15 protein-coding genes are annotated in these 25,718 nt (G+C 53.0%); all 15 read left to right on the top strand.

The window, feature by feature from the left end; genetic code table 11:
• The first annotated feature begins 3 nt into the window (after window positions 1-3).
• The 15 genes from RID21_RS23490 (at window position 4) to RID21_RS23420 (ending at window position 25,712) form a co-directional block, all read left to right on the top strand.
• Window positions 4-1,272: a DUF1501 domain-containing protein gene (locus tag RID21_RS23490; RefSeq protein WP_350193139.1), complete on the top strand. Its 1,269-nt coding sequence runs from the start codon at window positions 4-6 to the stop codon at window positions 1,270-1,272.
• A gap of 171 nt (window positions 1,273-1,443) precedes the next feature.
• Window positions 1,444-2,718: an outer membrane protein assembly factor BamB family protein gene (locus tag RID21_RS23485; RefSeq protein ID WP_350193137.1), complete on the top strand. Its 1,275-nt coding sequence runs from the start codon at window positions 1,444-1,446 to the stop codon at window positions 2,716-2,718.
• A gap of 119 nt (window positions 2,719-2,837) precedes the next feature.
• The gene (locus tag RID21_RS23480) at window positions 2,838-3,713 is read left to right on the top strand and encodes a prephenate dehydrogenase (protein WP_145181195.1); all 876 of its coding nucleotides are present in this window, start codon (window positions 2,838-2,840) and stop codon (window positions 3,711-3,713) included.
• 76 nt (window positions 3,714-3,789) lie between these two features.
• Complete coding sequence (gene purL / locus RID21_RS23475) at window positions 3,790-6,705, top strand: phosphoribosylformylglycinamidine synthase subunit PurL (protein WP_350193135.1); 2,916 nt, start codon at window positions 3,790-3,792, stop codon at window positions 6,703-6,705.
• A 435-nt stretch (window positions 6,706-7,140) separates the two neighbouring features.
• On the top strand, window positions 7,141-8,217 hold the full coding sequence (locus RID21_RS23470) for an AAA family ATPase (RefSeq protein WP_145037294.1): 1,077 nt from the start codon (window positions 7,141-7,143) through the stop codon (window positions 8,215-8,217).
• The gene (locus RID21_RS23465; protein ID WP_145037292.1) at window positions 8,207-9,094 is read left to right on the top strand and encodes a DUF58 domain-containing protein; all 888 of its coding nucleotides are present in this window, start codon (window positions 8,207-8,209) and stop codon (window positions 9,092-9,094) included. The genes RID21_RS23470 and RID21_RS23465 overlap by 11 nt, the downstream gene beginning before the upstream one ends.
• Before the next feature lie 46 nt (window positions 9,095-9,140).
• On the top strand, window positions 9,141-11,408 hold the full coding sequence (locus RID21_RS23460; RefSeq protein WP_350193133.1) for a BatA domain-containing protein: 2,268 nt from the start codon (window positions 9,141-9,143) through the stop codon (window positions 11,406-11,408).
• Window positions 11,405-13,864: a vWA domain-containing protein gene (locus RID21_RS23455; RefSeq protein WP_350193131.1), complete on the top strand. Its 2,460-nt coding sequence runs from the start codon at window positions 11,405-11,407 to the stop codon at window positions 13,862-13,864. Before RID21_RS23460 ends, RID21_RS23455 begins: the two co-directional genes overlap by 4 nt.
• Before the next feature lie 74 nt (window positions 13,865-13,938).
• Window positions 13,939-16,413, top strand: a complete 2,475-nt coding sequence (locus RID21_RS23450; protein WP_350193129.1) for a hypothetical protein — start codon at window positions 13,939-13,941, stop codon at window positions 16,411-16,413.
• A 215-nt stretch (window positions 16,414-16,628) separates the two neighbouring features.
• Window positions 16,629-18,392 (top strand): hypothetical protein, encoded by a 1,764-nt coding sequence (locus tag RID21_RS23445; protein ID WP_350193127.1) that lies wholly within the window; start codon window positions 16,629-16,631, stop codon window positions 18,390-18,392.
• Between the two features lie 36 nt (window positions 18,393-18,428).
• Complete coding sequence (locus RID21_RS23440) at window positions 18,429-19,571, top strand: hypothetical protein (protein ID WP_350193125.1); 1,143 nt, start codon at window positions 18,429-18,431, stop codon at window positions 19,569-19,571.
• A gap of 55 nt (window positions 19,572-19,626) precedes the next feature.
• Window positions 19,627-20,793: an NPCBM/NEW2 domain-containing protein gene (locus RID21_RS23435; RefSeq protein ID WP_350193123.1), complete on the top strand. Its 1,167-nt coding sequence runs from the start codon at window positions 19,627-19,629 to the stop codon at window positions 20,791-20,793.
• A gap of 69 nt (window positions 20,794-20,862) precedes the next feature.
• The gene (locus RID21_RS23430) at window positions 20,863-22,620 is read left to right on the top strand and encodes a S1C family serine protease (RefSeq protein ID WP_350193121.1); all 1,758 of its coding nucleotides are present in this window, start codon (window positions 20,863-20,865) and stop codon (window positions 22,618-22,620) included.
• 29 nt (window positions 22,621-22,649) lie between these two features.
• Window positions 22,650-23,696 (top strand): S1C family serine protease, encoded by a 1,047-nt coding sequence (locus RID21_RS23425; protein WP_350193119.1) that lies wholly within the window; start codon window positions 22,650-22,652, stop codon window positions 23,694-23,696.
• A gap of 18 nt (window positions 23,697-23,714) precedes the next feature.
• Window positions 23,715-25,712: a PDZ domain-containing protein gene (locus RID21_RS23420; protein WP_350193117.1), complete on the top strand. Its 1,998-nt coding sequence runs from the start codon at window positions 23,715-23,717 to the stop codon at window positions 25,710-25,712.
• Window positions 25,713-25,718: the final 6 nt, after the last annotated feature.

Here is a 25,718-nt window from a genome sequence, read left to right as displayed (position 1 = left end):
GCCATGTTCGACTTTCCTCTATTTTCACAATCGCTGAGTCGCCGGGACCTCTGTAAAGTTGCACTGGGAGGTACGCTCTCCTTCATGCTGCCCGGCTTTGATCTTCAGGCTGCGCAAAAGCGAGGGCCGGAACGGCGGAAATCTGTGATTACACTCTGGATGGGAGGCGGCCCCAGTCAGCTTGAGACATGGGACCCACACCCGGGGACTCAAATCGGCGGTCCGGGGAAAGCGATCTCTACCGTTGTCCCGGGTTTACAGATTTCCGATATGTATCCACTGCTCGCAGAACAGCTGGGGGGAATGTCCGTGATTCGGTCGATGGTCTCCAAAGAGGGAGACCACGAACGGGGTACGAAATATCTCAAAACCGGTTACCGCCCTGAACCGACGACTGTCTATCCGGCACTAGGTGCGATCATCACACACGAAGCCCCCGACAAAGGACTGGAAATCCCACAACATATTTCCATGGGTAACACCCAGTTTCCGGCTCGAGGCGGTTATCTGGGGGCACACCTCGATGCGTTTCGCGTTCCCGATCCCGGTAAGAATATTGGCAATATGCGATCCGGGGTGGGAGATCCTCGCCAGGAGCGGCGGCTGGAAAACCTGAATGTCGTCTCACAGGCATTTCGCAGAGGACGCACCATCCAGACCCAAAAAACGTTGCATCAGTCGACTATCGATCGTGCCCTGACCATGATGAGTTCCGAACAACTGCAGGCATTCGAAATTGAAAAAGAACCGGCAGCCGTCCGCGCCGCGTACGGCGACTCTCCGTTCGGTCGGGGTTGCCTGGTCGCCCGGCGACTCGTCGAACAGGGTGTGCATGCAATCGAAGTCAATCTGAATGGCTGGGACAGCCATGCGAATAACTACACTGGTCATCAGACTCAATCGAAAATCCTCGATCCCGCTTTTGCAACGCTGCTCAAGGAACTCAAAGAACGGGATCTGCTCGATTCGACAATTGTGCTTTGTATCGGCGAATTCGGTCGGACCCCCAAGATCAATCCGCTGGACGGACGCGACCACTGGCCTTCAGGCTTCTCCTGCATTGTGGGCGGAGGTGGCTTGAAAGGGGATATAATCATCGGCGAAACCGATCCCAACGGAAAAGAAAAAGATCCGACCGAACCGGTTCGCATTCAGGACCTGTACGCCACGATTCTGCAGAAGCTTCAAATCGACTTCACCAAAGAACTGATTTCCCCCATCGGCCGACCGCTGGCACTCAGCGATGGAACTCCGATTGCCAAGCTGGTCTGAGCCTGCGTTTGTATACTCTACCGCCAGAGAAGAAAATTCCGGGAAACAGGGAAAATGCTTGCGAGTGCGCAGGAAAGATTCTAACTTGTTAAGGAGAACAGTTCCCCCAGGGATGTCTGTTTCCCGTATCAAGCCGCTTTCCTTCATTCCTGTTTCTTATGGAATCCGATCATGCAGCGTATCCTTCCCCTGCTCATTCTTTTTGTTGGATTTGGTCTTTCAGTCAGTCATGTCAGCCAGGCTGCTGACTGGTCTCAATTTCGAGGTCCTTCCGGGAATGGAGTTTCAGAATCGACGGGATTACCTACGGAATGGAGTGCCGAGAAAAACATCCTCTGGAAAACGAAACTTCCCGGGCATGGCTCTTCCAGCCCGGTTCTCTACGGGGACCAGATTTTTCTGACTGCTTATACCGATTACGGTTTGACAGCAGAAGATGACGGAAACCCAGCTGACCTGCGGCTGCACGTGATTTCAATCAATCGGGAAGATGGCATAATCATGTGGGACCAGTCAGTGGCCCCCTTGAACCAGGTGCAGAAAATCACCAAACGTATTGTGGACCATGGTTACGCCAGTGGGACACCTGCCTGTGATGAAACCGGCGTTTACGCCTTCTTTGGTACCTCGGGAGTGGTCGCTTACGATTTGAAGGGAAACCTCAAATGGCAGGCCGATGTCGGCAATAAGACTGCGGGATTCGGTTCCGCCTCCTCGCCGATCCTCTACAAAGACTTCGTGATCATCAATGCCAGTATCGAAAGCGAGACAGTCTATGCTCTGGAGAAAGCCACCGGGAAAGTCGCCTGGAAAGCTGAGAACATTGTCCGGGCCTGGACGACTCCTTCTATCGTCGATGTACCGGGAGGCAAACAGGAACTGGTAGTGAATCAGAAAAACCAGATCCTGGGCTTCGATCCTGATACCGGTAAACAGCTCTGGACCTGCGAAGGGATTCAGGACTATGTCGTTCCGGTCGTCGTTCAAAACGAAGGCATCCTCTACTGCCTTGGAGGGCGCAGCAATCGCAGTATTGCCGTTCGGCCTGGTGGCCGGGGAGACGTCACAAAAACCCATAAACTCTGGGAAGTGAACGTCGGTGCCAACGTAACTTCACCCGTCTTCCACGAAGGGCATCTTTATTGGGCCAGCGATCGCGGGATTGCATTCTGTCTGAACGCGAAAAATGGCGAAGTCGTCTATAAAAACCGGCTGCCGACCAAATCCCGGCTGTATGCCTCAATTGTTTTAGCAGATGACAAACTGTATGTCACGACCCGCGACAATGGGGTAGTCGTGCTCAAAGCGGTGCCGGAGTACGTTGAACTGGCACGGAATGAAATCAAGTCTGATGAAGACCTGTTTAATGCTTCGCCGGCAGTCAGTGAGGGGAGTATTTACCTGCGGACCAACGGTTATCTGTATCGAATTACGGAGCAGAAATAGAAATAGACCGAAGCGATTCTGGTGAAATCACTTACCGTAGCTCACGACTTTGACGTAGCTCCCTGATACCACCGTCGAACCGCTGGAAATCCCGATTCAGGAGCTCTACAATACGGAGCATGACTGAATCATCGACTCAAAATTCGCACCTCTTCAAAACGATCGGCGTCATTGGCGTCGGTCTGCTGGGAGGTTCTATTGCCGCTGCAGCGCGACAGCGACATCTGGCGGAAACGATTCTCGGAGCAGGACGAAATCCTTCCAGGATGCGGGCTGCCCAGCAGTCAGGACTGCTGGATCGGGGATCAACCAACATCGCAGAGACGGCAGCCCAGTCCGACCTTGTGATCGTCTGCACACCCGTCAACAACATCGTCCAGTTCATTCGCATCGTGGCTCAAAACAGCCGCCCGGGAACGGTAATTACCGATGTTGGCAGTACGAAGCAGAAAATCTGCTCCGAATTGTATGGGAGCCTGCCTGAGGGAGTCACATTTGTGGCATCACATCCCCTGGCCGGATCTGAAAAAGCCGGTTTTGAATTTGCCGACCCCGAACTGTTTGCGGGTCGTCCCTGTGTGGTGACGCCCGATGATCAAACACCGGATGAGGCCATCGAGCGGGTTAAAGGTTTCTGGGAAGCCCTGGGGATGCACGTTCTGCAGACCACGCCTGAAAATCATGATCGGATCCTGGCAGAAACCAGTCATCTACCGCATGTAATTTCCTCAGCCCTAGCGATGACTCTGTCAGAAGAGAATCGTCCGTTTACGTCTACCGGGTTTCGCGATACGACCCGGATCGCCGGCGGTGACCCATCGATCTGGATCGATATCCTGCTCAGCAACAGCGATGCCATTATTGAAAGCATCGACAAATATACCCAGTCCCTCGCCCGGTTGAGGGAGGCCATCGTCAACCAGGATGAAAAACAGCTGCGTCAGCTGCTGGAAGATGGCAAAAAGAATCACGATGCATTAAATTCAGCACCGTAAGTGGAAACCAGTCTGATCCCAAAAATCCACAATCTCAGCCTGTCACTGACTCAAATCAACTGTAACGGAACACACTATGCTTTGCGAAGTCGAAATTAAACCAGCCGAGAACCAGATTGACCGTGAAGGTGCACGGATTCTCAAGGAATGTCAGGTTCTGGGTGCGAATTCCATTCGTTCCGTGCAGACGGCTCATTCCTTTCTGCTGGAAGGAAACCTGGATCAGGCCGGCCTCGAACAGATTGCCCGTAATCTGCTGGCTGACCCGGTGGTGGAAACTTTCGAGATTCGCACCCTTTCGGGTGAATCGACTGAGTCCGGATCGAGCGAACCGCTGCTGAATGTGATGTTCAAGCCGGGCGTGACTGACAACGTGGCCAACAGTGCCCGCGATGCGATTGCTGACCTCGGACTGGCTATCGAGAATGTCGCCACCTGTCGCAAGTACTGGGTCAACTCCGATGCAGACAGCGACGAGATTGATCGCATGGCGTCCAAAGTTCTCTCAAACGACGCCATCGAGTATGTCGTCCGCGGTCCCCTGTTGATGGACAGCATTCGCCTGGGAAGCGAGTACACGTTCGAACTGGTCACAGTACCCATTCGGGATATGAACGACAGCCAGCTGGAAACCCTGAGTCGCGAAGGCCAGCTGTATCTGAATCTGGCTGAGATGCGGACGATTAAGGACTATTACGTCAAACAGGAGAAAGATCCGACCGATGTTGAGCTGGAAAGTGTCGCTCAGACCTGGAGCGAACACTGTTCGCACAAAACCCTCGCTGGCCGCATCCATTTCCGGGATGGTGAACGGGATATCCATTTCGAAAACATGCTCAAAGAAACCATCTTTGCTGCCACAACCGAAATTCGGAAATCACTGGGCGAGAAAGACTGGTGCGTCAGTGTCTTCGCCGACAACGCAGGCGTAATCACCTTCGACGACAAGCAGGACGTCTGCTTCAAGGTAGAAACCCACAATCACCCCTCAGCCTTGGAGCCATACGGTGGTGCCAATACGGGCCTGGGGGGCGTGATTCGGGATCCGCTGGGTACCGGTCTGGGTGGTAAGCCGGTCTGTAATACCGATGTCTTCTGTTTCGCGCCTCCGGATATCTCTTACGATGAACTGCCCGCAGGCGTCTTACACCCCAAAGCGGTTGCCACCGGTGTGGTCTCGGGTGTCCGCGATTATGGAAACCGAATGGGAATTCCTACGGTCAACGGAGCGGTCTACTTTGATGAACGCTACCTGGGAAATCCTCTGGTTTACTGTGGGAACGTCGCGATGCTGCCCGTCGGTAAGTCGGCCAAACAACAGGCACAGCCGGGGCATTATATTGTCGCAGTGGGTGGCCGGACCGGGCGAGACGGGATTCATGGAGCCACGTTTTCCTCAGCAGAGCTGACCTCTGAGAGCGAATCCCTTTCAGGAGGTGCAGTACAGATCGGGAATGCGATCACAGAAAAAATGACAATGGACGTGATCCTTGAAGCCCGCGATCAAGAGCTGTTTTCCGCAATCACCGACTGTGGTGCCGGCGGATTCAGTAGTGCTGTCGGTGAGATGGGGGAAAAGACGGGCGCAGAAGTCTGGTTGGACAAGTGCCCGCTCAAATACGCAGGTTTGTCGTACACGGAAATCTGGATCTCCGAAGCGCAGGAGCGAATGGTACTGGCTGTCCCCCCGAAAAACTGGGAAGCCTTCGAGAAACTGTGCGCTGGTGAAGGAGTCGAAGCTTCTGTCATCGGTCAGTTCACAGACACACAACATCTTGTTCTGAAATACCAGGATCAGATTGTTGGAGATCTGGAGATGGAGTTTCTCCACGATGGACGACCGCCGATCGTGCGTGATGCGGTCTACAAGACACCGGAATTCACCCCGTTGATTCCAACACAGAAAGATGACTACAACAAAGACCTGACTTCCATTCTGAGTTCACTAAATGTCTGCAGCAAGGAGTGGATCATTCGCCAGTACGACCAGGAAGTCCAGGCCGGTAGCGTGGTCAAACCCCTGGTTGGAGTACAAAACGATGGTCCTTCAGATGCGGCAGTGGTACGTCCGGACCTGACTTCAACACGAGGACTGGTCATCTCCTGCGGTATGAATCCGCGTTATGGCGACCTGAGCACACATTGGATGGCGGCTTCGGCCATCGATGAAGCCATTCGTAACTGTGTTGCTGTGGGGGCTAATCCCAACAAGATCGCGATTCTCGACAACTTCTGCTGGGGCAATACCGACCGACCAGAAACCCTGGGCAGTCTCGTTGCTGCGGCCCTGGCCTGCCAGGAATTCTCAATCGCCTATGGTTCACCGTTTATCAGTGGTAAAGACAGTCTGTATAACGAATTCTCCTACGAGAACGAAAAGGGAGAAAAAGAGACCGTCGCGATTCCGCCTTCTCTGTTGATCAGTGCTATCGGCCAGATCCCGGACGTGAGCAGAGCGATCACAATGGACCTCAAGTCTCCCGGCAACCGGATCTTCCTGGTAGGTGCCACCCGTGATGAATTGGGCGGAAGCCATTATGCCCTGGTCAATAACCTGGAGGGGGGAGAGGTTCCGCAGGTCGATAAAGAGGACGCCCCGCTGATCTTCAACGCCCTGCACTCCGCGATTCAGCAGCAGCTCGTACGCAGTTGTCACGACCTGAGCGAAGGGGGACTGGCTGTTGCAGCGGCAGAAATGGCGTTTGCCGGCGGCTACGGAATGAAACTGGATCCAACCCGGCTACCGGAAGCTTTGGAACTGTCCACCGCCAGTCTGCTCTTCTCCGAAAGTAATACCCGTTTTCTGATCGAGGTCGCTCCGGATAAAATTGCCGCCCTGCAACTCTGCTTTGGGGAGTTGCCCCTGGTGGAAATCGGGGAAGTCATCGGAAATCGACAGCTCACGATCAAGGGCACTTCCGGAAGCAATGTAATCAATCTCGGCCTGGACGAACTAAAGTCCGCCTGGAAAAATCCACTGGCCTGGGATTAAGCGGTCTCAAAGTGGACATTTTTCTGATCTGATTTACAAACAAAATTTGCTTTTCCCTGCGCACCTCTTCCCTGAGAACTCCCGGTTCCCCCCAGAATAATCCTTCCCCGGGGGGCCGGTTCGAGTAGAATAATGACAGACGTCTGAAAATGGATTTTATACTGATCATGGGGATCTGTACGGAATATTCCCGGTAGTCCAGATTGACGGGAAACCCCTGTAATTTCTCGGTTTATGGTCGCAAAGTCTATTCTCAGGCATTACGATAGAGTCTTGTCAGACTTGGAATGGCACGTTGTCTGAAATGGTTCGCATGCTCGTTGGCGTGCTCGCCCGGCGTCGATTACCTGTGAAGACAGGAAAGATGAACCAGCAGTTCTTACGGAACATTCTGCTGCAGGCAGTGTTTACCTTTGTAGAAAGGTGTTTAAACGGATGTCGGACGTACAAAATGAATCCACAGGATCTCCCGATCTGGAAATCACGCGGGAGTCGATTGATAAACTGAGTTCTGCTTACCAGCAGATTCATGGCGAAATGTCAAAAGTAATTGTCGGTCAGGATGACGTGATCGAACAGTTGCTGATTGCCCTGTTCAGCCGGGGGCACTGTCTGCTGGAAGGGGTACCCGGGCTGGCGAAAACCCTGATGATCAGCTCGCTGGCACAAACGCTGTCGATGTCGTTCAGCCGCATCCAGTTTACCCCCGACCTGATGCCCGCCGACATTACGGGAACCGACGTACTCCAGGAAAATCGCGAGTCAGGCGAACGCGAATTTCGTTTCATTCCTGGTCCGCTGTTTCACAATATGGTCCTCGCGGATGAAATCAACCGAACGCCTCCCAAAACACAGGCAGCGCTGCTGGAAGCGATGCAGGAGCACCAGGTGACTGTCGGACAGACGCGGCACCTGCTCAGTGATCCCTTCTTCGTCCTGGCGACGCAGAACCCGATCGAACAGGAAGGGACCTACTCACTGCCAGAAGCACAGCAGGACCGCTTCATGTTTAAAGTGTATGTGAAATACCCGTCATTCCAGGAAGAACGACAGATCGCCCGCCGGACAACATCTGATTCTAACGACAAAATCGAACACGTCCTGACGGCCGTGGATGTACTGGAGATTCAAAAGATCGTACGACAGGTCCCTGTCTCGGACCACGTCATCGATTATGCACTGGCACTGGTCAGACAGACCCGGATCAATGAACCGGGAACCCCTGATTTCATCAATGAGTGGCTGAGCTGGGGCGCTGGTCCGCGTGCGGTACAGAACCTGTTGCTCGGTGGAAAAACACGTGCTCTGTTGAACGGAAACGCTCACGTCTCAACAGAAGATATCAGCGCTCTGGCCGCTCCCGTGTTGCGGCATCGTATCGTGACGAACTTCGCTGCGGAATCGGAAGGGATTACCTCCGACCTGGTGATTGAGCGTTTGATAAAAGAGACACCGTCTAAGGAAGGCGAACTGACCAGTGACCCAAGATTACAGAAAATTTTTGCTGCCTGAAGCCATCTCCCGCATCTCGCGGCTGGAAATTCGGGCACGCTCGATCGTCGAAGGCTTTCTGTCCGGGTTGCACCGTAGTCCTTTTTTCGGCCAGTCGGTGGAATTCGCTCAGCACCGCGAGTATGCCCCGGGTGATGACGTCCGGAATATCGACTGGAAGGTCTGGTCGAAAACCGACAAGTATTACATTAAGCAGTACGAAGAAGATACCAACCTCCGCACCACCCTGCTCGTCGATGTCAGCGAATCGATGCAGTTTGGTACGGGACCGTTGAATAAATATGAATATGGGTGTACGGCAGCAGCCGCCCTGGCTTACCTGCTGCTCAAACAGCAGGACTCAGTGGGACTGGTCACTTTTGATGACGCCATTCGCTCCAAAGTTCCTGCACTAAGTAAGCGAACTCACCTGAATTCACTACTGAGTGCCCTGGCGGCAGAAAAACCTGCTCAAAAAACGGACATTTATGACGTACTAAAAGAGGTCGCCGAAACGCGATCGCAAAAAGGGACGATCATCCTCATATCCGATTTATTCGTTAACCGTGAAAGTCTGTTCAAAGGGCTGCGACTGCTGCAGTATCGCGGACACGATCTGATGCTCCTGCACATTCTGGATGATCAGGAGCTCGATTTTGATTATGCAGGTACGACTCGGTTTGAAGGAATGGAAGAAACAGGCGAACTGGTCTGCGATCCCCGCTCGCTGCGCGAGGGCTATCTTAAGGCTATGCATGAGTTTCTGCATGACGTAAAACGCCGTTGTGCCCGCAATAAATTTGACTATCAGACCATTCGCACCAGCGAGTATCTTGATGCCGCCCTGGCGCATTACCTGAACCACCGGATCGGGATGCAACAGTCGATCAGACAATAAGCAACGAATTGACCACCCCCTGACACACTCAACTGATAAATAGTTTATGGAAGCCTGGTTAACACAACATTTTGTGAATTCAGCACTGGTCTATACCGGTGTCGCGATGGTCGCTGCGCCGATCATTATCCATCTGATTAACCGCTTCCAGTATAAACGCGTCCGATTTGCCGCCATGGAATTCCTGCTGCAAAGCCAGCAGACCAACCAGCGGCGGGTGCTTCTGGAACAACTGCTGCTTCTGCTGCTGCGGATCCTGTTAATCGTCTGTCTGCTGCTGCTGATTGCGCGGCTGATTCTCGATCCGGATCAGCTCTCGATGTTTCAAGGAGCCAAGTCGCATCACGTGATCGTACTCGACGACAGCGGCTCTATGCGCAATGTCTGGGGTGAGCAGTCGGCGTTTCAGGAAGGACTGCAGGTCGTCCGTAAAATTGCCGCGGAGGGGACGAGTCGTCCCAACACCGAAAAATTCTCTCTGATCCTGCTCTCCCGCGCGGACGCGCCACTGTTCCTGCAACGTGACATCAACGAGGAGCTGATCAACGAACTCGATGCCAAGCTCGGAAATCTCACCTGTTCCCATCAGAGCCTGGACCTGAATCAGGGTCTGGAAGCGGCCGCGGATCTGCTGAATGAAGACCGGGCGGTGATTAAAACCCTGCACCTGATTTCCGACTTCCGTAAAGCAGACTGGCAGGAGAAAAAATCGGTCGCAGCGACGATCGAAAAGTTGAGCAGCAACGATACTACGGTCAATCTGGTCAAAACAGTTCCGGACTCACAGCCCAACCTGGCGATTACGGAACTCTCGGGCGCTACGGAGGTCGCAGCCGTCGATGTCCCGCTCCGCTTACGTGTCAGCGTTAAAAACTTTGGTGACAAGGTGGCTCAAGATGTCCGCGTCTCGGCTTTCGTGGATCAGAACAAACTGCCGATGAGCATTGTATTTGACAAGATTGAAGCCGGCAGCGAAGTCTCCCAGGATTTTGATGTCGTGTTCAATAAACCGAATCTGCATCAGATTAATGTCAGTCTGAGTAACGATGCACTCGACAGCGACAACGAACGTTTTCTGTCCATCAACGTCAAGCAGTCAAATCCAGTTCTGATTGTGGACGGGAATCCTTCCGGCAACGAATGGATGTACGTCCAGACCGCGATTGCTCCCGACGCCGCCATCACAGGATTTGCGCCCTCGGTCGAAAATGTCGACTACCTGCGCAGACACCCATTGAATCAGTTTAAGAATATCTACCTGCTCAATGTGGCCGAGTTGCCTCTCGATGCAATTGATGCCCTGGAGACTTTCGTCAAAAACGGGGGCGGCCTGATCTGGTTCGCAGGTCCTTCGGTCCAGCCTGCGTTTTACAACGACAAACTTTACAAGGAAGGGAACGGACTGTTCCCGGCGCCGCTGGAAATTGCGCCTCGTGACCTGCCTGCACGTGACTCGAATACCCTGGTCGACCTGGAGGTCGGTGACCATCCGCTGTTTTCCGTTTTCGCAGGTCAGGACAATCCCCTGATCGAAGCGGTGTCGATCATGCGTTACTTCCCGATTTCTGCCCAGTGGCTGCAAAACAAGGCTGCCGCCGCTTCGGGAGTCAGCATCATCGCCAAGCTGAGAAATCAGGATCCGCTGATCCTGGAACACCGACTGGGGAAAGGACGCATTATTACCTGTCTGACTTCTGCCGGTCCTGTCCAGACCAGCCAGGGAGAGCCCTGGAATTCCTGGGCGCTGAATCCAAGTTATATCGTCTTCCAGTTGGAACTGCAGAAATACCTGGTCCAGTCTCGCTCCCACGAGCAGGCTGAGACATCCGGGGATCCGATCGCCTTCTCACTGGATGCAGCCGCCTACACCGATGAAGTAGAAATCCAAACACCCGTGACCGCCGGCGGACGGACCGTACGACTCAAAGCCACTCCCCAACAGGACAGTGACGCGAGTAACTCAGGTGACCTGAAACTGATTACGACTTTTCGCGAGACCGACCAGCCGGGTGTCTACACAGTACAGCTGAAGCGTCAGGACCAGACTGTTGAATCCCAGATGTATGCGTTCAATTTCCCTGTCACCGAAAGCAATCTGGAACTGGCGACGACAGATGAACTCACAGCCGAGCTAGGAAACTCGCCCTCAATTCAGATTCAGGAACCCGGTGAATTCCAGTGGATTCAGGGTCAGGAAGCGGGGCGGGAAATCACCAACACGATTCTGATCATCCTGTTTATACTATTGCTCTGTGAACAGCTGCTGGCTTACCGCCTGAGCTACCATCCCCAGACTGCGAGCGTTGCCGCATGAACCTACTGAGCTCTGTCTCCCAATTCATGATGCTGGCTGCCGACGAAACCACGGCGTTTCGTTCGATCGAATACGATACGCCCGATACCGGCTGGGGCTGGCTGCTACTGTTGGGGGGGCTGGCACTGGTACTGGTCCTGTCGATTCGCACCATCTGGAAAGATTCGTTTCAGCTGCCCGTGTTCTGGCGGTGCTGGTTGACCGGGTTGCGTCTGGCGGTGCTGATTGCATTGATTGTCATCGTATTCAACCCGCATGAACGCACACAGAAAATGTCGTTCCGCCCATCCCGGGTTGCGGTGCTGGTCGATACATCACTCTCCATGAGGCACCCGAATGAGCTAGTCTCTGCAAATGCAAGTTCCCCTGCCAGTCGAAACGTCCCCAGTCGGATGGAAGCCATAGAAAAACTGCTCGCGGATTCTCCTCTGATCGCAGACCTGCAGAAGAGTCACCAGGTCAGTGTCTACACGTTCGACCAGGCCCTGAAAGGGCCACACCATGTCTTCCAGCGTGAGTTACAAGACAAAACTTCCAATACTGAAGAATCAGCTGATACTACATCCACAGAGACGGATACTAAAGTTGACTGGAGCACTCTGCTGCAACCTCAAGGGCTCGAAACGAGACTGGGGGAACAACTGGGGCAACTGATCCGCGAAATCAATGGTTCAACGCTGTCGGGAATTATCGTGGCCACCGATGGTGCCTCTAATGCAGGCACTGATTTACTCTCTGCCAACGAAGCAGCAAAGGAAGCCAAAGTTCGTCTGATTACTCTCGGGGTCGGCAGCCCGACACGACCGGCTAACCTGCAGGTTTCAAAAATCATCGCTCCCACCGATGTACAGTTCGGTGATGCCTTTGAAATCACCGCTCTGCTGCAGGCGGTCGGAATGCCAGGAAAAAATATCACACTGGAGTTGCTGAAAAAGCTGCCGGGAGATGCAGAACCAACGGTGATTGAGTCTCGCGACATTCTATTGCCGACAGAAGACGGTCTGCCTCTGGATGTCAAATTTGAACGGACGCCCGCCGAAGAGGGAGAAATCACCTACGCAATCCGGGTGCGCGGCAATCAGCTGGCCCAGGATGCGAACGCGATGGACAACGAACTGGAACACACAGTGAATGTCTTCAGCCGTCCGACTCGGGTCCTGGTGATCGCAGGTGGTCCGATGCGGGATTACCGCTTCGCCCGTACAATGCTTTACCGCCACCCCTCCATCAAGTCAGATGTCTGGCTGCAATCTGCTCCCCCGGGTGTCTCACAAGATGCAGACCAGTTGCTGTATGAATTTCCCGAACGAGCTGACCTGTTTGAATATGACGTCGTGCTGGCCTTCGATGTGAACTGGAGCCTGTTATCCGAAGAACAGATGCTGAATCTGAATGAGTGGGTCTCCTCCGGGGGCGGTGGCATCGTGCTGGTTGCCGGTGATGTCTATACCCCTAAAATGTCACTGGAAAGTGACAAGTATCAGTCGATTCTCGATCTGTACCCAGTCTTCATTAATTCCTTTGTAAGGGATTATCTCGATCAGGAAGCGACACAGATTCGCCGCATCGAATGGACACAAGCGGGACTGGATGCCGGTTTCCTCATGCTGACCGACGATCCGGCGACCTCGAAAGAGCTCTGGGAAACATTCCCGGGGCTGTATCGCTGTTATCCCTCTAACGGAGCCAAAGCTGCGGCGACAGTCTATGCTCATTTCCCCGATCCCAAAACGCAAACCGAACACGGTTTTTCGATTCTGATGGCTTCGCAGTATTTCGGTGAAGGCCGCTGCTTCTACCTCGGCAGTCCCGAAATGTGGCGTCTCCGATCCGTTGATGAAGATTATTATGACCGCTTCTGGACCAAACTGATCCGCAATGTCGGACAGGGACGTACTCGACGGGGTACGAAGCGGGGGACCCTGATTCTCGAACGGGATGAATACGTTCTGGGACAGACCGTCTCGGTACGGGTTCGACTGCTGGATCCGGAATTCCAGCCGCTGGTTCAGGAATCGGTGCCAATGGAAGTCATTGATCCACGCGGACGCCCTCTGGTACCCAATCTGCTCTTAATGCAGGACCGGAACCGTCCGGGGGAATACACGGCCAGCTTCCGAGCCAGCCTGCCCGGGAAGTATCGTTTCAATGTGACCGTTCCAAATTCCAAGGGACAGGCCGTCGAAGGCAGTCTGAATGTCCTGCTGCCCCGACTGGAGGATGAATCACTGAGCCAGAATGTCAAAGGCCTCAAGGAACTGGCCCGCGATACGGGCGGTGCGTATCTTGCACTGGAAGAAGCGGAAACAATTCCCGCACTGCTGCCCGACCAGGGTGAAGAGTTTTTGATCGACGAACGCTTGAGAACCCTCTGGGATCAGGCCTGGGTCTTCTTCCTGTTAGCAGGCCTGCTGGCGACGGAGTGGCTGACACGAAAACTGTTTAAATTATCATGATAATCAGTAATGGAAAGAATTTCAGGGAACTCCGGCACATCAATCGACGTCCCAAATGATTGTAAAGCAGACCTATGAATGAACCATCAAAAATCACGCTCCCCCAGGAAATCACCGATCTCCTCAATCGGTTGCGTGGGAAAATCCGCAGATACATTCTGTTGGAAGGAGTTGCCCGGCTGCTGGCAGTGATCGGTCTGATCTTCTGGGCCAGCTTCCTGGTTGACTGGGGTTACTTTCAGCTGAGCCATTTTGAACTGCCGGTCTGGTTTCGTGCCTCGCTGGTCCTGATTTCCGTTTCGGCAATTCTCATGCTGGCGGTCAGTCTGCTGCTCTTTCGCCTGATGAAAAAAATGCGCCGCAAAGCACTCGCACTGGTGCTGGAGCGACGCTTCCCCGAACTGAATGACCGGCTGGCGACCGCGATTGAACTGCACGAGACCCAAGAACCACAGAATGCCCTGACCCGTGCGATGCTGGAACGGACCGTGCATGAGGTCGCCGAGGGCAGCAGACAGCTCCCGCTGGAAGATGTGTTTGACAAACGTCCGCTGCGGCGTGCCTTTCTTTGTGCGCTGGCCCTGTGTATTTCGATCCTGACGCTGGCGGTGTTCAATCAACCGGCAATGGCCCGCTGGGCCAAGGGTTACCTCGAGCTAAAAACCGATTACTGGAATCGAGAGACGGGACTGGTGGTTAAAGTCATCGCACAGCCTGGTGACCGGGTCAAAGATTTTCAGAATCAAGTCTACAAACACGGGCTGGGTAACGATCTGACCCTGCTGGTGGAAACGGCAGATGGAAAGCAGGCTCCCGAACGCGTCCAACTGACTTATCGGATGCAAAGTGGACGGGGAGGCGGCCGGACTGTGATGTCCCGTATGGGAGAAGGCCGTTTTAAACACACGATTACCGATCTGCTGGAAGACATTCAGGTTTGGGTGTCGGGGAATGATTATACCAATCCCGAGCCTTACACTATTGAGATTGTGGAAAATCCCGTGCTGGACCAGATTCAACTCTCATGTGTGTACCCGCCCTATATGGGCCTGAACCAGGTTGAGCCGGCTTCGGGCAAACCAGTCCCCGATCTTCTGGCCGTACAGGGCACTCAGATTTCGATCCCTGTAAATACTGAGTTTGATCTGATCTCAAGCGCCAATAAACCGATCACCCGATACCTGTTCGAAACAGATCGTCTCAAACTGCAACTCGAAACACCGCAGGAAAATAGCCAGACCGAGAGTTATCTGGCCTGGAAAAACCCTCAGGGAGAAATTGTCACGCAGGTTGAGATCACGGGCCCCCAACTGTCACAGATGTGTGGGTCAGACCAGTTACAGTTCCAGATTCCCTTCACGCTGATCAGTGAAAGTAAACCTCAGTCTGAGGCCCAGAGTGGCTCTCTGCCTGCCCGCATTCCACTCATGGCGGACGAACCGATCCGGATTTATCTGGAGGATGCAGACGGGCTGCTGGTAACCGAGCCGATCCGTTTGAGCATCAACGGAATTGTCGATCAACCACCCCAAATTGATACGCAGCTCAAAGGAATTGGCAAATCGATTACCCGTAAGGCCATGATTCCGGTACAGGGAACCATTACCGATGATTACGGTATTCAGGCAGCACGATTTGATTTCCTGGTCGATGAAGATAAAAACTTCCGCCCCCGGCCGTTCCGCAAGAAACCAAGTGAACGCCCCCGGGAATTCACCCTGCAGCGGAATGACCGGGAGGAGTGGGAACGCTTTGAAGTTCTCCCGTTGGATCTGAAAGTCGGTCAGAAAATCAGCCTCACCGTCCATGCGGAAGATGCAGACAATCTGAGCGGTCCGCATCAGGTGCATGGCGAAACCTATCACTTTGAAATTGTTACCGACGAAGAGTTGCTCTCCCAGCTCTATTCCAAGGAACTCAACCTGCGGAAACGCTTCGAACAAATCTTCAAAGAAGTCACACAGACGCGCGATGAACTGAGCGAGCGTATCGAACAACTCAAGCAGGCAGAATCGATCAAAGCGAAACAAAAGCAGGGACAAAGCGATCCCAAATGGAATGACACGCTGCTGGAAATCCAGACGGCGGTCGCAGTTTCAGCCGACCGCAGTTTGTATGGGAGTCGTAAGAATGCGACAGAAACGGCGTCGATCGTAGAATCATTTCATGACATCCGCGAAGAACTGGTGAACAACGGAGTCGCCACAGCACAGATTCTGGGCCGGATTGACGACAAAATTCTCAGCCCCCTGACTATGATCCACGAGCAGGACTTCCCAGAGGTCGATCAACACCTGGGACTGCTCCGACTGGCCATCGAGAAACAAAACGACCCGTTACCGGAAATGCAGACCAGTATTGAACTTTTGAATGCCATGCTGAATCGGATGCAGAGTGTCCTTGATGAAATGCAGGACCTGCTGGAGTTTCACGAAGCCATTGAAATGCTGAAGAATCTGATTGAACGCGAAAAAGAATTAACCGAAGAGACAAAAAAATATCGCAAAAACAAGCTGCTCGATCGTCTCAAAGGGTTGGGACTGGAATAATCTGTCGCCAATCCGCGTTTCAGTCAAAATACGATTTTCAACCCGCTTTTGACTGAACACAAAAACATGCTTCGAACATGGTCCCCGACATGATATAATAAATTGCTGTGCTTTCTTCTCAGCGCGCTCATTATGTTGAGAAAGACACAGCCCTTACGTATTCCCTCCCTATCGGTTCTGAGTTCGATATGAATTTTCTGTCAGGAGCACTTCTTATGTTGAATCGCCCCCGCATCGCCTGCCTGCTGTTCGCGATCACAGGCGTTCTGTTTTGTGCCCCTTACACCTTCGCTCAGGATAATGCCGCAGACTCTGGGACCGCAAATGGGAAACGGGATCTCTCTGACAAACAAGAAGCCATCTCCCAGCAGTTCAAACGATTTGAATCGACTCTGCACGATCTGGGCGAGTACATGAAAAAGACTGACCCTGCCCGGGCCGACCTGCTGTTTCGTGCGTTTGGTCAGAGTAAGCAGAACCAGATGACGGTCGAAATGCAGAGGGTCCTGCAGATGCTGCAGGACGGACAGCTGGGCGAAGCGGTCGAACGGCAGGAAAACCTGCTTCAAAACATGCAGGCCCTGCTCGCACTGCTTCAAAGCGAAGACCGCATGAGCGAAGTGGAGAAAGAAAAAGAACGGCTGCAGAATCTGCTTAAAGATGTAAACCGGTTGATCGGCCAGGAACGGGATGTCAGAGCGGCAACGGAACGCGGGGGGAACCCGGCTGACCTCCAGGATAAACAGCAGAAGACCGCTGATAACGCCAAAAAGCTGGAGGCGAAGATCGACCAGCAGGATGCAGAGAAGAATAAGAACTCACAGCAGTCTGAAAATAAAAACGATCAGGAACAGAAAGATTCGGATCAGAAGCCATCAGGAGAGCAGAAAGAATCTGACCCGAAAGAAGGCAAGCCCGAATCAAAGTCTGATCAAAAATCGAATCAGTCTCAGGATTCCAAATCTCAGAATAAATCTCCCCAACAAGGGAAATCAGACCAGAGTCAGAAAGGCTCTCCCCAGGAAAAGTCTCCTCAACAGGGAGAGCAGTCTCAACAACAGCAACAGCAGCAGTCTCAACAGCAACAATCGCAGCAACAGCAGCAGTCCCAGCAGGGGCAACAGCAACAGTCTCCGCAGTCAGAGAACCAGCAGCAACAGCAGAAAACTCCGGGACGCGAAGAACTGGAAAAAGCCCGTCAGGAGATGGAAAAAGCGATTGAAGAACTGAAGAAGCAACAGAAGGAAAACGCTTCAAAACATCAGGACGAAGCGATTCGTAAACTGACAGAGGCCAAAGAGAAGCTGGAAGAGATGCTGCGTCAGTTACGCGAAGAAGAACGCGAATTGAAGCTGGCTGCCATGGAGGCCCGATTGCAGAAGATTCTCGCACAGCAGAAACGTGTCTATGCCGGCACCCTGTCGATCGACCAGGTACCAGAAAAAGAACGCAACAGCCGTCATACCGCAAGAGCGGTACAGTTATCGCGTGAAGAGACCATGATCGGGACCGAAGTTGATAAAGCGATTCTGATGATCAAAGACGAAGGTTCTTCTGTCGCCTTTGGCGAAGCTCTGACTGAGGTGCGGGAAGATGTGCAGTCGGTCTCGTATCGGCTCAACCAGACTAAAGTCGGTACCCTGACACAGGAAATCGAGCAGGACATAATCAGCACGCTGGAAGAAATGATCGAAGCGCTGCAGAAAGAGATGGAGAAATCGGAAGACGAGAAGAAACAGCAACAGCAGCAACAACAGGGCTCTCCCAAAGATAAATCCCTGGTCGACATGCTGGCTGAGATCAAGATGCTCCGTTCCATGCAGCTACGAGTGAATAACCGAACCCGCCGCATCGAAAAACTGGCCCAGGAAAAGGATGCCAATCGTGCTGACCTGCTGGAACAGTTGCAGAATCTGGCGGATCGACAGACACGCATCCAGAATGCCACCTACATTCTGGCCACCGGAAAAAACAAATAGCAGCGTACCTGTTTTACACAAAGGTAACAGACCAAGATGAAACAGCAGTTACTCAACTGTCAGAATCAAAGCGGCATCAGAAATCTGCTCAAAGTATGCGTTCTGCTGCTCCTGTGGAACGGTCCTGCCCTGACGGTGTATGGGCAGATTTCAGAGAAAGACGCCCTTCCGTTGGAAACGAAAGCGCAGAAACCGGCTGAAGAAGAAAAGACGGTACTCTACGCGGCTCCATCAGCCGTCGATCTGAAAATTCAGCTGGAGACCTGGACCGTCGAACAGAAAGCCAAAGATCCGGAACTGTTAAAGCGGGTCGCATCCCTGCTGGCCAAACTGGATCCCAGCCTGAATGCGGAAGACAAACTGAATCTGACCATGCAGGTCTTTGCCGAAGTGAAACCGGAAGCCCGTGAAGTGGCCCGCGCCTATCAGCTGTCGGATCAGTACCCGGTGTTTTCCAATCAACCACTTCTAGTAGAGGGCAAAGCCGATCAATTCTATCTCGCCAATCTGCGATACTACGTCGCCCGCAACCTGACGCAGTATCGCATGGTTGATCAGGCACTGGTCATTTTCAATACCATCCAACCCGTCCAACTGGTCGATCCAGCCGGATACCTGTTTTACAAAGCGGTCTGCGAGCATCATCTCCTGCAGAAAGAAGCTTGTGAAAAGACACTGACACAACTGCTTGATCGGACTCAGGAAATCCCTGAACGCTATCGACAGCTGGCCACACTGATGCAGGCAGATCTTACATCGCTTAAAGAAGACAGTCTTGATGAAATTTCCCGTAAGATGAGCGATGTTGAGCGACGTCTTGATCTGGGTAAGTCGGGAAAAGACACTCAGAAAGTTGAAGACGAAATCATCGCGGCACTCGACAAGATGATCAAGAAAATGGAAGACCAGTCCAAGAACAGCCCCTCTTCCGGTTCGGGTTCCAGCAGTTCCGGTTCTCCTGAGCAGGGCGCAGATGAAAGCCGCGTCAAAGGGTCTACAGCCCCCGGCGAGGTCGATAAGAAGAAGCTGTCGAATAATGGAGGCTGGGGAACACTGCCTCCCAAGAAACAGGCTTCGGCCAAAAATATCATTAACCGTAACTTCCCTTCCCACTATCGGAAGGCGATCGAAAAGTACTTTAAAAAGCTGGCGACCGAGAAAGCGAGTTCCGGCAAATAAGCGACATGCCAGACCGTATTTCGCCTCGATTTTAATATAAATACTGGAGACGTTTATGCATTCCCTGTTTTGTGCCACCATGACCATGCTGCTGGCAGCCTCCCCCGAAGTCGAAGTGACCTCTCTGACGGGAACAAGCGTTTCTGGTCAGTTGCAGTCATTGAACCAGGGTACAATCCAGCTGAAGCAGGGGCAGGATGATCGACAGTATCCTCTCTCAGGTGTGTTGAATGTCCGGTTCACTCAGAATCGCTTTCAACGCACACTCGAATCTCCTCTAATGGTGCGGCTGGCTGATGGTTCCCGCTTTCCGATTCAGGATTTGAAGAGCAATGATCGGGAGACTGTTCTGCAGGGGGAGCAGACGGGAAGCCTGACTGTTCCTACCAAAGCGGTCACATCCGTTCGCTTCGGAGCCCTGAATTCCGATCTTGAGAAATCATGGGACAAACTACTCAACGGCAAAAACAATAAGGATCTGCTGGTCGTCCAGAAAGAAAATGTGCTCGACTACATTGATGGTGTTGTCGGCAACATCTCCGCTGACCGGATTCAGTTCTTTGCCGGTGAAGATGAAGTCCCCGTGAATCGTCAGCGGGTCTTCGGTATTATTTACGCTCGTCCAGCGACGGCAGAGACAACCCCCTTCTGTTCAGTCAAGCTGACCGACGAAGGCACCCTGCAGGCTTCAGCGATTTCTTATAATGGGACATTTTTCCAAGCCACTCTGCAGACAGGCGCCCGCACCAGGCTTTCTCCTTCGGTAATCGCGAATCTGGATTTCAGCCAGGGAAAGGTACGTTACCTGTCCGATCTGGAACCACGCAACATTGAATACACGCCCTTCTTCGACACCGTCTGGAAGTATCGCCGTGACAAACATCGCGATGGAGGACCGCTGCGTGTGGGTGGCAAAGAATACTCACGGGGACTCTATATTCATTCCAAAACCCTGCTGCAGTATCGACTCAAAGACGATTACCGCCGTTTCCGGGCTGTGATGGGAATTGATGACTCGGTCCCTGGTATCGGTTTTGTATATGTGGAAATTAAAGGCAATGGCCGTACGCTCTTCGCCGGCAACGTGAAAAGTTCTGACTCACCTGTCGATTTAGATCTGGATGTCAGTGGCGTCCGTGACCTGGAGATCCTGGTTGATTTTGGAGACAACCTGGAGATCTGCGATCACCTGGATCTGTGTAATGCCCGCCTGATTAAATAACCCGGATTCGTTGATGACTCTCCCGAAAACGGGTTGGTCTACCACGGTCCTGAATGATAAGGGAAATCAATGCAGAACGTTTTTGTCTGTGCGCTGTTGATCATCGGCCTGCTCTGCCAGGCTCCCGCGTCAGCTGACACTTCGAATGTAGATCCAGCTGTACTGGCTGCCCAGAAGCAGCGAATTGATGTCATCAAAGTAGTCTCACCTTCAGTGGTTGCCATCTTCGGTGGTGCTGGTGATGGAGGTGGCTCGGGTGTGCTCGTCACTCCTGATGGCTACGCGCTGACCAACTTCCATGTCGTTTCCGGTGCGGGTAACTTCATGAAGTGTGGACTGAATGACGGCAAGCTGTATGACGCTGTCATTGTCTCCATTGACCCGACCGGGGATGTGGCTTTGATCAAACTGCTGGGCCGTAATGATTTTCCCGTCGCGAAACTGGGGAACAGCGACACAGTTCAGGTGGGTGACTGGGCCTACGCGATGGGTAACCCGTTCCTGCTGGCAACCGATTTCCAACCGACCATTACCTATGGGATTGTGAGCGGCGTACATCGCTACCAGTACCCGGCTGGAACATTCCTGGAATACACCGACTGTATCCAGGTAGACTCATCCATCAACCCCGGAAACTCGGGCGGCCCCCTGTTCAATGACCAGGGTGAGTTGATCGGCATCAATGGCCGTGGCTCGTTTGAAAAGCGGGGACGCGTCAATTCGGGAGCAGGCTACGCGATATCGATCAATCAGATCAAACACTTCTGGGATCATCTCAAGAGCGGCCGAATTGTCGACCACGCGTCGCTGGGAGCCACCGTGGCGACCGGTTTTGATGCCAAAGTGGATGTGGCTGAGATTCTGGAGGACTCAGACGCGTATCGCAAAGGGCTGAGGCTCGGAGATGAGATTGTCTCCTTCGCCGGTCGCCCGATCCGCAGTGTGAATCAATTCAAGAACATCCTGGGGATTTACCCTGCAGGCTGGACATTGCCTCTGGTCTATCGTCGAGATGAGCAGAAAACGAAAATTTACGTCCGTCTGCAGCCACTGCACACGGCTGCGGAACTCCAGGAACATGTAAGTTCCCCCAAGATGCTCCCCGAGGAAAAACCGGACGACGAGGATCCCAAACAGCCGAAGATGCCGATCCCCATGCCTCATGGACATCCCGCTCCCCCTGCACCGCCGGAACAGTACAAACATCTGTATGTTCCCAAAACCGGTTTTACCAATTATTACTTCAATCAAAAGCAACAGGAGCGTCTGTTACAGGCGCTGCACGCTCACAGTAACTTCGCTGATCGCAAAGGCAACTGGACGTTGATCGGGAAGCTGGATAACGGAGCAGACTTCACACTCACGCTGGCTGATAAAGGGATCGGCCTGGAATCGGGTAATGATGTCTTCCTGCAATCACTGGAAACAGGGATGCCTGTCGACGAGCCTCCAGGAACAGGCGGACTGCTGGCAGCCTTGCATCACTTCCGTCTCTTACTCTCCGGACAGACAGATCGTTTTACGGATTTCTATTATCTGGGCAGCGAACCCCTGGATGGGAAGAACGAGATGGTCGACGTTATGGTAGCCACACAAACCGGCACCATCTCCCGCTGGTATTTCAACAAGTCGGACCTTTCACTGCGTGGATGTGATTTCTACCTGACGGAGAATTCAGAACCCTGTTCAATCCGCTTTGAACAGTTTCGCACGCTCAACGGACAGAAATTTCCGGGTGAGCTTGATGTCCAGTATGAAAACCGTCCTGTCATGAAATTGAAAATTGATCGGCTGAAACTGGAAACCACGGACGCCAGCGGGAAATAGCATCCTTTCGTGATGAAAGTAAATACTCTGTGAATCAAGCTAAATTAATTAAACCGATCCTGATCTGTATCTGTCTGTTGGGAGTACTGTTGGTTCCCATGCACAGGTTGGATGCCTCTTCGCGCGAGACGATTCAGTATGCCCTGCCACGCCTGGTCAAAATTTTTGGGGCGGGGGGAGTTAAAAATCTATACGGCTACAGTTCCGGTTTTCTGGTTTCTCCAGAAGGTCATATTGCCACGATCTGGAGCCCGGTGCTGGATACGGACCAGTTGTCTGTCGTACTGCACGACGGGAGACGTTTTGAAGCGGAAGTTCTCGGAGCCGAACCTCACCTGGATCTGGCGATTATTAAACTCAAATCCGAACGTGACCTGAATCTGCCTTACTTCAATTATGAAGAAAAAGCGACCGCAGGCGCAGGCACACGGATCCTGGGTTTCAGCAACATGTTTCGTGTCGCTACGGGAGACGAACCGGTCTCCGTGCTGCACGGCGTCATTGAAGCCCGCACCGATCTGCCCCGGCGGAGAGGCGCCTTCGAGCTGTCTTATACGGGTGATGTATACGTGGTAGACGCGATCACGAATAACCCCGGAGCTGCTGGCGGGGTGATCATGACCTATGATGGCAAACTGCTGGGGATGATTGGCAAACAGGTACGTAACGCCAAGACGAATACCTGGGTGAATTATTCCCTGCCCATCGATGTACTAAGCAAAAGCATCAGGCAGATCGTGACCGGCAAATTCGAATCCAGCGAAGACCAGAATGAACCGGAACCTTCCATCGTTGAACGCTACAAACCGATCGATTTTGGCCTGGTGATGGTCCCCGATGTTTTATTTCGTACCCCCGCTTTTATCGACACTGTTCTCCCCGGTTCCCAGGTCGCCGAGGCAGGTCTTAAACCCGACGATCTGGTGGTCTTCGTAAACGATGAATTGATCAAGTCCTGTAAAACCCTCAAATCAGAGCTGGGGAAACTGGAAGCCGGTGATACCGTCAGACTGGTCGTCCGCAGAGAAAACCAGCTGGTTGCCGTTGAACTCCAGGTCCCGCCCGAAAAAAAATAAAAGAGTGATACCCCTGTTATGAGAAGACATTTAATTCTGTCACTGCTGCTGTTCTGGACCGTGTGCGGTCTGGGGAATTCTCCCCTGCCGGCCCAGGCCCCTGCCTCTGATCTGGAGAGCCTGGAGGAACGTGCCTTCAAACAGGCTGCAGCGCTGATGAACCCATCCATCGTACGTATCGAAACGGTAGGCGGACAGGACCGGGTAGGAAAGCTGATTACCGGCACCGGCCCAACATCAGGAGTCGTCGTCAGCCGGGACGGCCTGATTATCTCCAGCGCCTTCAATTTCATCGGCAAGCCGTCCTCAATCCTGGTGACATTGCCCGATGGGCGTCGCTTCCCTGCCGTCGTTGTGGCTACCGACCATCTGCGGATGCTGACTCTGCTTAAAATTGAAGCGGATAATCTGCCGATTCCGACCGCTGTCCCGGAAAAAGATCTGCAGGTCGGGATGTGGTCGATCGCGCTGGGACGCACCTTTGAACTGGATCAGCCCAGTATCTCGGTTGGTATTGTCAGCGCCCTGGAACGTATCTGGGGGAAGGCGATCCAGACCGATGCCAAGATTTCTCCCATCAATTATGGTGGTCCCCTGGTTGACATCCAGGGACGGCTGATGGGCATCCTCGTTCCGCTTTCTCCCGGTGCAACAGGAGAGACGGCAGGAGTCGAATGGTATGACTCAGGGATCGGTTTTGCGATCCCCATGACCGACGTGTTGAAAGTCATCCCCCGCCTGAATACCGGTAAGGATCTCCATCCCGGGCTGCTGGGAATCACCCTGAGTGGCAAAGGGGATCTCTCGACCGAAATGAATCTGGATCGTGTCCGTTATGGCAGTCCTGCACAGGAAGCGGGTCTCAAAGCAGGGGACACGCTTATCAAGTTGAACGACAAACCGGTGGGATTGCACTCCGAGGTGAAATCGGTCCTGATGAGCCTGTACGCAGGCGACACAGTCAGCCTGACCGTGACCCGTGAAGGAGCCAAAGAACCGTTAACCTTCAAAGCCACTCTGACAGAAAAACTGGTACCCTTCGAATCCGGCTTCCTGGGGATTCTCCCTGTCAGAGAGGCTCAGAATCAGACAACCACCGGTGTGGGGATACGTTATGTAATTCCCGATTCCGCTGCTGAGAAAGCCGGTGTGAAAGCCAAAGATCGAATCCTGGAATTCAATCAGCAGAAAGTTACCAGTGCGGAAATGCTGGCATTTCTGGTAAACCATCTGCGTCCTGAAGACCAGGCATCCCTGCTGATTTCCCGTGACGATAAACCTGTGAAACTGGACGTCAAACTGCAGAAGACTCCCGATGCCGTTCCTGCAGAACTTTCCACACAGGCGATCCCCTCCCGGACCGCCCAGGAAAATAAAACACAGAAGATCAAAGTCGGCCACTATAAAGAGAAGCTGCCTGGCAGTGATTCGAGTTACTGGGCCTATGTGCCGGAGAATTATCATCCTGACTACGAGTACGGTTTGATGGTCTGGATTCATCCTCCCGGAAACACAATGGAATCGACCATCTTCAATGAATGGAAGAGTATCTGTGAGCAGCGGGGGATCATCATCGTCGGGCCAGCAGCAGAAGATGTGATTCGCTGGAACCGGGATGAAACAGAGTTTGTAGAGGCGGTTGTGAAGTCGATGCAGCAGCGGTATGACATTGATCCCACGCGGATCTTCGTGCTGAGTCATGCTGACGGAGCTGATTTCGCCTTTGATCTCGCATTTAAATATCGAGAACTGTTTCGGGGGGTTGCAGTCACCGAAGGGTCTCTCAAAAGCCTTCCTCCGGAAACTGACCCGGATTATCCATTGAGCCTGTACTTCGCTCTGAATGCCCACAATCCATTGAACCAGCTACTTCAACCCCGGCTGGACCTGATCCGCGAGATGAATTACCCCACGGTGTTTCAGCTCATCAAAAATGATCAGCAACCGGGCGAGTATCCTGAGAAACCATTTCTCGAAGAAATTGGTCGCTGGGCCGACAGCCTGGACCGGATTTAAGGACAC

Origin of the sequence: Gimesia sp. (assembly GCF_040219335.1) — a bacterium.
Taxonomy (GTDB): domain Bacteria; phylum Planctomycetota; class Planctomycetia; order Planctomycetales; family Planctomycetaceae; genus Gimesia.
The sequence above is the reverse complement of the archived record's forward strand: the minus strand, read 5'-3'. Positions and strand labels throughout refer to the sequence as shown.